12 protein-coding genes and 1 pseudogene are annotated in these 13,513 nt (G+C 37.4%); 12 read left to right on the top strand and 1 reads right to left on the bottom strand.

The window, feature by feature from the left end; genetic code table 11:
* The first annotated feature begins 231 nt into the window (after positions 1-231).
* From AAHI02_RS12350 to AAHI02_RS12310, 9 genes are all read left to right on the top strand, one after another.
* Complete coding sequence (locus tag AAHI02_RS12350) at positions 232-1,464, top strand: outer membrane protein transport protein (protein WP_346983500.1); 1,233 nt, start codon at positions 232-234, stop codon at positions 1,462-1,464.
* Between the two features lie 9 nt (positions 1,465-1,473).
* Positions 1,474-3,033, top strand: a complete 1,560-nt coding sequence (locus AAHI02_RS12345) for a G-D-S-L family lipolytic protein (protein ID WP_346983499.1) — start codon at positions 1,474-1,476, stop codon at positions 3,031-3,033.
* A gap of 85 nt (positions 3,034-3,118) precedes the next feature.
* Positions 3,119-4,057, top strand: coding sequence for a ribose-phosphate pyrophosphokinase (locus AAHI02_RS12340; protein ID WP_042720775.1), 939 nt, complete (start codon positions 3,119-3,121; stop codon positions 4,055-4,057).
* Between the two features lie 55 nt (positions 4,058-4,112).
* A complete protein-coding gene (locus AAHI02_RS12335; protein ID WP_346983498.1) occupies positions 4,113-4,757 on the top strand; it encodes a 50S ribosomal protein L25/general stress protein Ctc in 645 nt (214 codons plus the stop codon).
* A gap of 429 nt (positions 4,758-5,186) precedes the next feature.
* Positions 5,187-6,482 carry a cysteine desulfurase gene (locus AAHI02_RS12330; protein WP_346983497.1) on the top strand — a complete coding sequence of 432 codons (1,296 nt, stop codon included), beginning with the start codon at positions 5,187-5,189 and terminating at the stop codon, positions 6,480-6,482.
* A 65-nt stretch (positions 6,483-6,547) separates the two neighbouring features.
* Positions 6,548-7,108, top strand: coding sequence for an RNA polymerase sigma factor (locus tag AAHI02_RS12325; RefSeq protein WP_346983496.1), 561 nt, complete (start codon positions 6,548-6,550; stop codon positions 7,106-7,108).
* Positions 7,095-7,712, top strand: a complete 618-nt coding sequence (locus AAHI02_RS12320; protein ID WP_346983495.1) for a hypothetical protein — start codon at positions 7,095-7,097, stop codon at positions 7,710-7,712. The genes AAHI02_RS12325 and AAHI02_RS12320 overlap by 14 nt, the downstream gene beginning before the upstream one ends.
* 33 nt (positions 7,713-7,745) lie before the next feature.
* Positions 7,746-7,901, top strand: coding sequence for a hypothetical protein (locus tag AAHI02_RS12315; protein WP_346983494.1), 156 nt, complete (start codon positions 7,746-7,748; stop codon positions 7,899-7,901).
* Entirely contained in the window at positions 7,885-8,784 is a 900-nt protein-coding gene (locus AAHI02_RS12310) for an outer membrane beta-barrel protein (protein WP_346983493.1), read from the top strand. The genes AAHI02_RS12315 and AAHI02_RS12310 overlap by 17 nt, the downstream gene beginning before the upstream one ends.
* A gap of 220 nt (positions 8,785-9,004) precedes the next feature.
* Here AAHI02_RS12310 and fumC read toward each other — a convergent pair.
* A pseudogene (gene fumC, locus AAHI02_RS12305) lies at positions 9,005-10,400 on the bottom strand (class II fumarate hydratase).
* Between the two features lie 305 nt (positions 10,401-10,705).
* Between fumC and AAHI02_RS12300 the strand changes: the two are divergent.
* From AAHI02_RS12300 to AAHI02_RS12290, 3 genes are all read left to right on the top strand, one after another.
* Positions 10,706-12,313: a fumarate hydratase gene (locus AAHI02_RS12300; RefSeq protein WP_346983492.1), complete on the top strand. Its 1,608-nt coding sequence runs from the start codon at positions 10,706-10,708 to the stop codon at positions 12,311-12,313.
* Between the two features lie 89 nt (positions 12,314-12,402).
* On the top strand, positions 12,403-12,975 hold the full coding sequence (locus AAHI02_RS12295) for a serine hydrolase domain-containing protein (RefSeq protein WP_346983491.1): 573 nt from the start codon (positions 12,403-12,405) through the stop codon (positions 12,973-12,975).
* Positions 12,953-13,483: a serine hydrolase domain-containing protein gene (locus tag AAHI02_RS12290; protein ID WP_346983490.1), complete on the top strand. Its 531-nt coding sequence runs from the start codon at positions 12,953-12,955 to the stop codon at positions 13,481-13,483. The genes AAHI02_RS12295 and AAHI02_RS12290 overlap by 23 nt, the downstream gene beginning before the upstream one ends.
* Positions 13,484-13,513: the final 30 nt, after the last annotated feature.

Here is a 13,513-nt window from a genome sequence, read left to right as displayed (position 1 = left end):
GAGGTCTAAAATAATCAAATATTAAGAAAGAAGGCTGTTTAGTTTTAAACAAAGTATTAGATCTGCTTACTTTTTTTGCTTTAAAGTTCTTGTAATGTTTTATTTATGTCACATTTTAATGAAAATGCTATTTTAAACATAGTTTTCTTTGGCTTTAATGTTTAAAAATTTATGATTTATTAACAGGGGTAACCAAAATAATTTTATATTTGGGTTATATAATAATAGTCTATGAAAAAAATATTAGTATCAACTGCATTATTGGCAGGTGTTTTATCTTACGCAGGCGGCTTCAGGGTTTCTCTGCAAGGGGTAAAACAATTGGCAATGGCACACACGAGTGCCCATGCTGAAGATGCGAGTGTGGCATTCTTTAATCCTGCAGGTATGTCATTCATTCCCTCTAAACTAAGCATTGTAGCCGGTGGATTTGGTGCAAGCAATAAAGTGACTTTCCAAAATCTGAATACATTACAGAGCACTCAGACGGATAATCCGATGGGAACGCCTATTTATGCTGCCATAACGTACAGGCCGTTGGAAAAACTATCTGTAGGGTTTAGTTTTTCTACTCCTTTCGGTAGTACTATTGAATGGCCGAATGATTGGGAAGGAAAAGAAATGGTTCAGAAACTTGAACTGAAAAGTTACTATTTCCAGCCTATGGTTTCCTATAGGTTTAATGACTGGCTAGCTTTCGGGGCAAGCTATATCTATGCAAAAGGTACAGTGAACTGGGATAAAGCGATTACCCAATTCGGAGGGCAGCTTAATCTTGACAGCAAAGCGAGTGGTCACGGATACGGATTCGGATTCTATTTCAGGCCAGATCCTAAATTGGATGTGAGTGTGGCTTATCGTTCTCCGGTTGATATGAAGGCTAAAGACGGAACTGCTACCTTTAAATTCCCTTCACAATCTGTTTATTCATTGTTAGGTTTAAGTGCGTCAGGTACAGATAATTTTACAGCAACGTTGCCTTTGGTGGAAGAATATACTGTAGGTTTGACCTATAAAGTTACTCCGAAATGGTTGGTTTCGGCAGACTTCAATTATCACGGATGGTCAAGATATTCAAAGCTGACACTTGATTTCGGTCATGCGCCTGTAGGAAATCAGGCAGATCCGACCGTTTCTGTTTCTCCTAAAAATTTCAGAAATTCCAAAACAGTAAGATTGGGAACTCAGTATGCCTTTACAGATATGATCTACGGACGTCTTGGAGCTTACTACGATGAGTCTCCCTACTCTGACGAAAACTTTATCCCTGAAACACCTTCATTCAATACATTTGTAGTGACAGGTGGAGTAGGATTTAAGTTGAAACAATTCGGAGTTGATGTGGCCGGAGGGTATGCAATGCCACAGGCAAGAGATGTAAATAATAAAACCCTTGGTTTCTATGGACAGGCTAAAGCTACTGCATTCTATTTAGGTTTAGGTTTATCTTACAATCCTTTTTAATTGAAGACTATGAAAAAAATTATAATTTCTACATTCGCGATTTCCGCACTTCTGTTTACAACGAGCTGCGAGGATGATTTTGATACAGACGTTAATGACGTGGTAGTAACCAGCGGGGAAGCGAACTTTTCTAAATATATCGCCTTAGGAAATTCCTTAACATCAGGCTATAGAGACGGAGCCTTATATTCAGGAGGACAAAATGAGTCTTATCCTTCAATGATTGCACAGCAAATGAAGCTTGCCGGAGGTGGTGAGTTTAAGCAACCTTTAATGCCTAATAATATAGGAGGTTTCAATAACTTACCGGGATTTGCAGGAAAATTTACGCTTCAGTTGGTTAACGGATCTTTAACTCCTGTGGCAAGTACTCCCGCAGGTGCTTTGGATAATGTAGCTTCTGGAAGACCTTATCAGAATATGGGAGTACCCGGAGCAAAATCTTATCATCTTGTGGCCCCTGGTTATGGAAGTTTAGCCGGTCTTTCTCTAGGAACTGCGAATCCTTATTTTGTAAGATTTGCTTCGTCAGCCACAACTTCTGTTTTAGCTGATGCAATGTCACAGACTCCTACATTTTTCTCTCTTTGGATAGGAAGTAATGATGTTTTATTATATGCAACAAGTGGAGGAACTAATTCTCAGACTGTAGGAGGAGTTACAACATATACAGCGGCGACGGTTCAGCCCGCAACTGCAAGTCCTACGGTTTACAAATCGAATGATATTTCAAATCCTAATGTTGTTGCAGCTTCTATTAAAGGAGTTTTAGATGGTCTTAAAAGTGTTGGAACAACAAAAGGAGTTATTGCAAATGTTCCCTATGTTACTTCAATTCCTTATTTTACAACAGTTCCTTATAATCCTTTGACACCATCTGCTTTAGGAGCTAATCTTACGACACTTAATACCAGCTTATACGGTCCGTTGAAACAGGCCCTTACTGCTTTTGGAGCCGGAAATAGAATTAATTTGCTTTCAGCAACGTCTAATAATCCTGTTTTAATTAAAGATGAATCGCTTACTGATCTTTCTGCTCAGCTTACTGCTGCTTTAACGCCTTCATTGGGCTTACCGACTGCTACGGCATTCGGACAGATTTTTGGACAGGCAAGACAGGCTACATCAGAAGATTATATTTTACTTACTTCAAGTTCGGTAATTGCAAGTGTAGCACCTGGAGCACCTTCTCCTGTGAATGTTTACGGGATTTCTTATCCTTTGCAGAACCAGCATGTTTTAACTAAAACCGAAGCCGGATATGTAAAAACAGCAATAGATGCATACAATACCTCCATAAGATCTATGGCAGATTCTTACGGACTTGCTTTCGTAGATGCCAATGCTAAAATGCTTGAACTTAACGGACAGTCAGGAATTACATTTGATGGAGTCAAGTACACCGCTAAATTTGTAAGTGGAGGAGCCTTCTCTCTCGATGGGGTACATCTTACCGGTAGAGGCTATGCTATCGTGGCTAATGAATTTATTAAATCAATTAATACGAAGTATGGATCTACCTTGCCACAGGTAAATCAAAATAGTTATTCCGGAGTTACCTTCCCGTAATTCTGATTAAAATAAAAACTTAGAAACCACAGGATAGATTCTTGTGGTTTTTTTTTAAATTTGCAAAATCTTTTAAAAAGTAAAAATGGCCCACCAGTTAAGTTATCTATTTTGTACAAGGACCAGCAAGGACCTGGCAGAGAAAATTGCCCAATATTACGGGAAAGAATTAGGAAAAATCAACTTTCAGACCTTCAGTGACGGAGAATTTGAACCGGTATTGGATGAGTCTGTAAGAGGCGGAAGAGTTTTCCTGATCGGATCTACATTCCCCCCGGCAGACAATTTATTGGAACTTCTTTTAATGATTGACGCGGCGAAAAGAGCCTCTGCGAAGAGTATTACCGTAGTGCTTCCTTATTTCGGACTTGCCAGACAAGACAGAAAAGACAAACCAAGAGCGCCAATTGGTGCAAAGCTTGTCGCCAATCTTCTAACAGCTGCGGGAGCAACAAGAGTAATGACTATGGATCTCCATGCCGATCAGATCCAGGGATTCTTTGAAATTCCCGTAGATCATTTGTATGCCTCTACCATTTTTGTGGATTATATCAGAAATCTGAATCTCGAAAATCTTACCATTGCTTCCCCGGACATGGGAGGTGCAAAAAGAGCAAAAAACTACGCCGGTCACCTTGGAGCAGATGTGGTAATTGCCTATAAAGAAAGAAAAAAGGCAAATGTTGTAGAAGAAATGTTTCTTATCGGAGATGTTGTAGGCAAGAATGTTATTCTTATTGACGACATGATCGATACGGCTGGAACTCTTTGTAAAGCAGCAGATATCTTAATGGAAAAAGGAGCAAAATCTGTACGTGCAATGGCTACCCATGGCGTGCTTTCAGGCAAAGCGTATGAGAATATTGAGAATTCAAAATTACTGGAAGTGATTGTAACTGACTCAATTCCTGTAAAGAATAATTTGTCATCTAAAATAAAAGTGCTATCTTGCGCCCCATTATTTGCGGACGTTATGAAGATGGTTCATGAGCATCAGTCAATCAGTAGTAAGTTTATTATCTAGTTGATTTTCATAAGATTGCAAATTTAGTTTTAAACAATTTTTTAAATTTTTATAAATGAAATCTATTACAATTCAAGGTACAAAAAGAGAAAGCGTGGGCAAAAAGTCTACAAAAGCTTTACGTGATGCTGAATTAGTTCCTTGTGTTGTTTACGGAGGTGGTGAGCCATTGAACTTCTCTGCAGAAGAGAAAGCTTTCAAAGGTTTGGTATATACTCCTGAAGCACACACGGTATCTATTGAGGTTGATGGTCAAACAATTCCGGCTGTTCTTCAGGATATTCAGTTTCACCCGATTACAGACAAAATTCTTCACGCAGACTTCTATCAGTTAGCTGAAGATAAGCCAGTAGTTATGGAGGTTCCTGTAAGAATTACAGGTCGTTCTAAAGGTGTTGTAGCTGGTGGTGTTCTTCGTCAGTCTTTCAGAAAACTGAAAGTAAAAGCTATCCCTGCTAACTTACCTGATGAGATCGTTGTGGACGTTACTCCGCTAAGAATCGGTAACAAACTTTATGTTGGAGGTATCAAAACTGAAGGATACTCTTTCATGCACCCGGATAATGCAGTTGTTGTAGCTGTTAAGATGTCTAGAAACGCAATGAAAGGAGGTGCTGCAGCTATGGATGATGAAGATGAAGAAGAAGTTGCAACTGAAGAAGGAGCAGCTCCGGCAGCTGAAGAAACAGCGGCAGAATAAGAATTTCTTATCTGAACAATATAAAACCTGTCAATTTCTTGGCAGGTTTTTTTGTGTTAAAAAACTTTATAAGCTAAAAAAGCTTTGCGACCTTTTATAAGTGAAACGGTTTTGTGAACCTGAAGCATTAAGTAATAAAAAAAACTTCGTGATCATTGTGTTCAAAATTTAAGTTTTTAGTATTAAACAACATTGCTATCATTCGCTGAGTGTCCAGTTTATGCTGATCCTGCGAAGTACTTTTGCAAAAAAATATCCACAAAAAAATTATCCATTCCTTGCGATCCTTAGCGTTAAAAGAAAAATATACATTTAATCCATCGAATCTTTCTATCAGCCACCAAGTACCAACTATCAGCCACAATCCGAAAAAAAGCCGTAAATTTGAAGAGTTCTAAATAAGAATATTTTAATTTAAATTTTTAATAAATGTTTGACATTCAGGAAATCAGAAGTCAGTTTTCTATATTGGATCAGGAGGTAAATGGTAAACCTTTGGTTTATCTCGATAATGCAGCAACGTCACAAAAGCCAAATTCTGTTTTAGAAGTCTGGAACAGATATTATACAGAAATTAATGCGAATGTACACCGTGGAATTCATACGTTAAGTCAGCTGGCGACCGAAGAGATGGAACTTTCAAGAAGGAAAATCCAAAAATTCATTAATGCAAAACATGATTTTGAAGTAATTTTTACCAAAGGAACCACAGAAGGATTAAATCTTATCGCTTATGTTTTGACTCAAAAGTTAAAAAAAGACGATGAAATAATCATTTCTTACCTTGAGCATCACTCCAATATTGTTCCATGGCAGATGCTTTGTGAAAGAACGGGAGCCAAATTAAGAGTTATTCCGATGGATGAAAACGGAATTCTTCAGCTTGATGTATTTGAGACATTTTTAAGTGAAAAAACAAAAGTTGTTTCTGTAAATCAGGTTTCCAATGCGTTGGGAATCATAAATCCTATTGAAGAAATCATTGCAAAAACAAGAAAAAATACAGATGCCTATATCGTAATCGACGGAGCACAGTCTGCCCCCCATTTTACTATTGATGTTCAGAAAATAGACTGTGATTTCTTCGTTTTTTCAGGACATAAAATGTATGCGCCGATGGGAACGGGTATTTTGTACGGAAAACAGCATATTTTAGAAGATCTTCCGCCTTTCCATGGTGGTGGCGAGATGATTGCAATATGTTCTTTTGATGGAACAACATATGCCGGACTGCCTTTTAAATACGAAGCCGGAACTCCTAATGTGGGTGGAAATATTGCGTTAGGAGCAGCTGTGGATTTCATCCAAAAAGTTGGTCACGAAAATATTCAGAAGCATGAAAATGCTTTGCTGGAATATGCACAAAAAAAACTTTTGGAACTGGATGGCTTAAAGATTTATGGTGAAAAAGCTAACAGAACCGGAGTGGTTTCTTTTAATCTTGAGGGTGTTGGTATTGCTTCCGATGTAGGAATGATACTGGATAAACTGGGAATTGCCGTGAGAACAGGACACCACTGTACGCAACCAATAATGGATTTTTTCAATATTGCAGGAACGGTAAGAGCGAGCTTTGCAGTGTATAATACTTTCAATGAAATTGATCTTCTCGTGGAAGGCGTGAAAAAAAGCACAGAGAATGCTGAGCTGATTTTTTCCTTCTTTAAAAATAAAAATACCCGGGCGGAAATTTTTCCGCCCGGGTATTTTTTTAGTAAATATTAAAAAAAAAATTTCTGATTTGTAACCTTTTCAGTTTTTCATTGTCTTACTATTAGAAACAAGTAATTATGAAACTTTTGTTCGGAAATAAAAAAGATGATTTGCTCAGCCGCCTCAAAAAGCAGGATCCGGCTGCACAGAAAATTTTTTATGATCAGAATGTAAAAAAATACCTGAGTATCAGCAGAAGCTACATCAACGATCTTTATCAGGCTGAAGACTGTGTGATCAAAGCATTTTGCAAAATTTTTAAAAGTATTGAAAGTTTCCGGGGAGAAGGAAGCTTCGAAGGATGGGGCAGAAGAATAGTAGTGAATGAGTGTCTTAATTTTATTAAAAGCAATAAAACAGTTTTTTATCTCGAAGACATCAATCCTAATTATTCTGATGAAATTCCGGAAGAGTATGTTGATTTTAATTTTAATGCGCAGGAACTCCTTGATCAGCTGCCGGACGCCTACAGAATGGTTTTTAATCTTTATGTACTCGAAGATTATTCACATCAGGAAATCGCAGAAGCCTTACAGATTTCCACGGCAGTAAGCAAAACTCAGCTTTTCAGGGCAAAAGAAAAGATGAGAAAAATTTATCATCAGCAACAAAAAAAATTACAAAATGAAAATTACTAAAAACACAATCGAATATCAGATCAAAAAACAGATCGGTGAACGGGAAATTGCTCCTGCACGTGATCTTTGGGCAGAAATAGGAAACCATACGGAGAAGAAAACGAGCCAATCAAGAGTAAATTGGTTTCTGGTAGCAGCGTGTCTGATTTTAACATTCAGTTTAGGAATAGTACTCTTTTTTAATCAGGATAATCAGATAACAGAGAAATCCGAAAATATTGCAAAGGTTGGTAAGACTGAAGTTAAGACTCCCGCACAGAATGAGGTTCAGAAGAAACCTGTTGAATTAATCATTAAAAATAATGAACAAAAAATCGCAGTAGAAAAGGCTTCAACAGATAATAAAATAAACCAGCAGGAATCACCGACCTTTATACACGATGAATTACCTTCAATACAACAAAATTCGCCGCAAGTGATACCAGAAATCATACCTGCTGAACCTGCTAAAACTATTGCACAATCAGATTCAGTTAAAATACAGGTAAAAAAGAAACGGTATGTTGATCCTTCAACGCTGCTTTTTTCAGTGGAACACAAAGATGTTATTGAAAAAACAAAAGGAAAAAGCAATGTGGCAAGCATTGATCTGAACGAAAATTAAAATCAATTTTAAACAATTAAAAACTATTATAATATGATCAAGAAATTTATCATGATGGGCGGACTATGTCTATTATCTACAGCGGTATTCGCTCAGAAAAAGCCGGTATTCAATCTTCAGCCAAAAGAAGATACCGAAGTAAGTCCAATTGTAAAAGAAAAAGTGGACGAATATGCAAAAAAAGATTGATACCATCATTAAAGAAGAAAAAAAACTGATGGAGGTGGAGTTAACCGAGCTTCAGGCTAAAAATCTCTCTAAGGCAGAATTTGATGAACAAAAATCATTGATTGCCAGTAAGTATTCTGAGAAAATTGATCAGAGAATTGAAGAATTGGGTTTTGATATGGACGCCGTTATCCAAAAACAGGTACGTTATTCTCTCCTTAATTCTGACGTAACTTCTAATGAAGAATTGAAGGAAAAGCTTTTGAAAAAGTTCAGACCCACAAAAGATATCTCTCCTTATATTTCTTATTCTATTATGAATCTTACTAATAATAAGGCGGATAATGCTTTGGATAACAATCTGCGCTATGCCGGGAATTTTGAGTTTGGGCTTAAATTTAATTATCAATTCGGCAGAACAAGTCCGTGGGGTCTGATTTCCGGAATCGGGTTTTCCTGGAGAACATTGATTATTGATAATAACATGTTTGTGGCAAAAGACGCCAATTCCAATGTGTATCTTGCAAATTATGAGAAAGGATTGAGTAAAAGTAAACTCAGAACAGGCTATATTATTGTTCCGTTGGGATTGCAGTATAATTTTTCAAAGCTGAAAAATGCAGGTCTGGATGTCCAGTACAGAGATTATTCAGATGGATTTAAAGTGGGAGCCAATATCTACGGAGGGGTAAAAATGTCTACCAATAATATTATTAAAGGAGATGGGATAAGTGACAGAGATAGAAGCGATTATCGGGTAAGTCCTTTTATTTACGGAGCACAATTCACTGTTTCTTATGACGACTTCAGCATCTTTGTTAAAAAAGATTTTGGGAATTTCTTTAAAAGCGGAACCTTTGAAAACGATAAAGCTTTAACTTTTGGAGTAGTGCTTTGGTGGTAAAAATACACCTGATTTTATTCATATTTAAATGATAAACGCCGGAAAATTTTCTTCTCCGGCGTTTTTTCATTAGCATATTGAATTTTATTTTGTCACAAGACAGGTATTGAATATTTTAAATCCCAATTATTGAATCAGAAAATCTTTGATTTCCTCTTATGTGATCTAAAATATTTTCAAAATTTTACCCTAAAACTTATGTGCCTAATGTGTTAAAAATCTACTTCAGACTTCCTACCATATCTTCAGGCTTCACCCATTCATCAAATTGATCTGCTGTGAGAAATCCCAGATTAACGGCTTCTTCTTTTAAGGTCGTTCCGTTTTTTGTGGGCGGTTTTTGCGATTTTTGCCGCATTTTCATAGCCAATGTGCGTATTCAGGGCGGTAACAAGCATTAGTGATTTATCAACAAGCTCCTTGATTCTCTCATAATTAGGCTCAATTCCCACCGCGCAATGATCGTTAAATGAAACACATGCATCCGCAATTAATTGTGCAGACTGCAAAAAATTAAAAGCCATCACAGGTTTGAAAACATTAAGCTCATAATTTCCCTGTGTTCCTGCAAAGGAAATCGTGGTGTCATTCCCTAAAACCTGTGCGCAAACCATTGTCATTGCTTCATTTTGCGTAGGATTTACTTTTCCCGGCATAATGGATGATCCCGGCTCATTTTCCGGAATGTGAATTTCACCGATTCCCGAGCGCGGTCCCGAAGCGAGTAATCTGATATCCTGAGCAATTTTAAATAATGAAACGGCGAGTTGTTTTAAAGCACCGTGAGATTCAACAATAGCATCGTGAGCCGCCAGTGCTTCAAATTTATTTTCTGCAGTTACAAAAGGATGATTGGTAAATTTAGAAATATATTCAGCTACTTTTACATCGTAGCCTTTCGGAGTGTTGAGTCCGGTTCCTACTGCGGTGCCTCCCAAAGCCAATTCAGAAAGATGCGGAAGCGTATTTTTTAAAGCTTTTATACCGTAATTCAGCTGGGCAACATACCCTGAAAATTCCTGTCCCAAAGTCAATGGCGTGGCATCCATTAAATGCGTTCTCCCGATTTTAACGATATCTTTGAAAGCTTCTGATTTTTCGGCTAACGTATTGCGTAATTTTTCAACAGCAGGAATAGTAGTCTCCACCACTTTACGGTAGGCTGCAATGTGCATTGCTGTAGGATAAGTATCGTTGGACGACTGGGATTTATTAACATCATCATTAGGATGAATTTCGGATTTTTCGCCTAATGTTCCGCCATTATTTACGTGTGCCCGGTTTGAGATCACTTCATTCACATTCATGTTAGACTGTGTTCCTGAGCCGGTTTGCCAGATCACGAGAGGAAATTGATCATTCAGTTTTCCTTCTAATATTTCATCACAGACTTTTGCGATCATATCTCTTTTTTTGGAGGAAAGAACGCCTAAATCGGCATTTGTGAAAGCAGCCGCTTTTTTCAGATAGGCAAATGCTTCAATGATTTCATGAGGCATTGATCCTTCCGGACCGATTTTGAAATTGTTTCTGGATCTTTCGGTTTGTGCGCCCCAAAATTTATCTGCAGGAACCTGCACTTCGCCCATGGTGTCTTTTTCTATTCTGTAATTCATTATGATGATAGATTTAATTTAACCACAAAAGGCACAAAATATTCAGTTCCAATTTTAAGATTGATAATAATCTGTAAAGTTCACAAAAATTAAAATCAAAGATTTTAAAAACTGATGAACCCTTCTGAATACTATATTATTAAACTTAAAAAAGGAGAAAAACTTTTGTGACTTAAAGTTTTCCTAAAGTTAATCATTGTCTGAAACATTTGCAATTTATAATCATTATAAATATCAATCTAAGTCTCTGATTTTACTCATGTTTTTTAGCGATGTTTTATTTTTGCACCCAAATAAAAAGAAGAATGGAATTTAGATATCAGGATCCGTATCCGATTCAGAAGGATGATACGGTGTACAAGAAACTTACATCAGATTATGTAAAAGTTGAACAGCTCGGTAACAGAGAAATTTTAACCATCGACCCGAAAGGCCTGGAACTGCTTGCTGAAGAAGCTATGGCAGATGTTTCTTTTATGCTTCGTTCTTCACACCTGGAAAGTCTCAGAAGAATTATTGATGATCCTGAAGCGACTGACAACGACAGATTCGTAGCGTACAACCTTTTACAAAATGCAGCGGTTGCAGCGGAAGGCGCTTTACCTTCATGCCAGGACACGGGTACAGCTATTGTAATGGGAAAAAAAGGAGAAAATGTTTACACCGGAGTTGATGACGGAGAATATTTAAGCCGTGGTATTTACAATACCTATCAAAAAAGAAATTTAAGGTATTCTCAGGTGGTCCCTTTAACGATGTTTGATGAGAAAAATTCAGGATCAAACCTTCCGGCGCAGATTGATATCTATGCTAAGAAAGGAGATTATTACGAATTTTTATTTTTAACGAAAGGAGGAGGTTCTGCCAATAAAACGTTTCTTTACCAAAAAACTAAATCTTTACTAAACGAAAAATCTCTTGAAGAATTCATTAAAGAGAAAATTTCAGATCTTGGAACGGCAGCATGTCCGCCTTACCACTTGGCTTTGGTCATTGGTGGAACTTCTGCTGAAGCAAATTTAGCGGCAGTAAAAAAAGCATCTGCAAAATATTATGATAATCTTCCTACTGAAGGAAATGAAGCTGGTCAGGCTTTCAGAGATCTGGAATGGGAAGCGAAAGTTCAGAAAATTTGCCAGGAAAGTGCTATCGGAGCGCAGTTTGGTGGTAAATATTTAACGCACGACGTCAGAGTGATCAGGCTTCCTCGTCATGCGGCATCTTGTCCTGTAGGAATGGGAGTTTCCTGCTCTGCGGACAGAAATATTAAAGGTAAAATAACAAAAGAAGGTATTTTTCTGGAACAACTGGAAGAAAATCCTAAGAGATTCTTGCCGGATACGCCGCCACATCTTGAAGAAGCTGTAGAAATCAACCTGAATAAACCAATGCCTGAAATTCTGGCGGAACTTTCTAAATATCCTATTAAAACAAGATTAAAGCTCAACGGAACTTTGATCGTTGCAAGAGATATTGCTCACGCAAAAATCAAAGAAATCATCGACAGTGGGAAACCAATGCCTGAATATTTTAAAAATCATCCAATCTATTACGCGGGACCTGCAAAAACTCCGGAAGGAATGGCTTCAGGAAGTTTCGGGCCTACGACAGCCGGAAGAATGGACGTATATGTTGATGAATTCCAGAGCCATGGAGGAAGCATGATTATGTTGGCTAAAGGAAACAGAAGCAAAGATGTGACGAATGCCTGCGGAAAATACGGAGGCTTCTATTTAGGATCTATTGGTGGTCCTGCGGCTATTTTAGCAAAAGACAATATTCTTTCCGTTGAGGTTGTGGATTTCCCGGAATTAGGAATGGAAGCAGTAAGAAAGATTGAAGTGAAAGATTTCCCTGCATTCATTATTACTGATGACAAAGGGAATGATTTCTTTGCTGATCTTGCCCATTAAAAAAAGTAAAATTATTTTACTATAAATACTACTTTGTATTGCAAGGTATTTTAAAATACAATACATTTGCAATACAAAATAGTATAACTATGAAAAAAATCTTGTTCTTATTAGTATTGTTTATTGCTGGCTGCAATGTATTTTTTGCACAGCTTAATGGGAAGATAGACAGTATAATACAAAAAGAATTCAGCGATCGTAACGGACCGGGCGGTGTATTTCTTATTTCTCAGAAAGGGAAAACGATCTACGAAAAAGCTTTTGGGAAAGCAAACCTGGAACTCAGTGTAGATATGACTTCTGATAATGTTTTTCAGATTGGATCCATGACAAAGCAGTTTACGGCGATTTCAATTCTTATTCTGGAATCTCAGGGAAAACTTAAAGTGAGCGATGCGATTTCAAAATATATTCCGGATTATCCCGCAGGTAATTCAATTACAATACATCACCTTCTTACCCATACTTCAGGGATAAAAGATTTTACCAAAATGAAAACTCTTTCTGACATCGCACAGAAAGAAATGACCCCTAAAATGATGGTCGACTTCTTTAAAAATGAGCCTGTTGATTTCAAACCGGGAGAAAAATTTGAATATAATAATTCAGGCTATGTGGTTTTGGGGTATTTAATAGAAATTGTTTCGGGGGGAGAAGTATGAAGATTTTGTCAAGAAGAATATTTTCGACAAAGCGGGAATGAGCAATTCTCAATATGCAAGCGACAGAAGAGTCATTAAAAAAAGGGCTTATGGATATCATCAGAAAACCGACGGCTATGTCAATAAAACCGTTATAAACTTTAGCGTTCCTTTCGCTTCCGGATCATTGATGTCGACTGTGGAAGATATGGTAAAATGGCAGCAGGCACTCAATAAAAATCTCATTCTTGATGCGGCGCATAGTCGTGAAGCTTTTACCAAATATAAGCTAAATAACGGAGAGGAGTTCACATACGGTTACGGCTGGCATTTGAAGGATATCAATGGTGTTCCAACCAGGGAACATGGCGGAAGTATTTTCGGTTTCAAGTCTATGGGTGTTTATATTCCGAAAGAGGATATTTACGTAATCGGATTCAGTAACTGCGACTGTAATTCGCCGACCCAGGTGGTGAAAGATATTGCGAAAGTTGCTCTTGAGAATTTGGAAACCGGCCCGAAAAAATAGTCATTAGTTTAAAATTAAAATAAATAATAA

Source organism: Chryseobacterium sp. POE27, from assembly GCF_039727685.1.
Lineage (GTDB): Bacteria > Bacteroidota > Bacteroidia > Flavobacteriales > Weeksellaceae > Chryseobacterium.
Note: the sequence above shows the minus strand (reverse complement) of the source record. Positions and strands in the feature narration are given on the sequence as shown.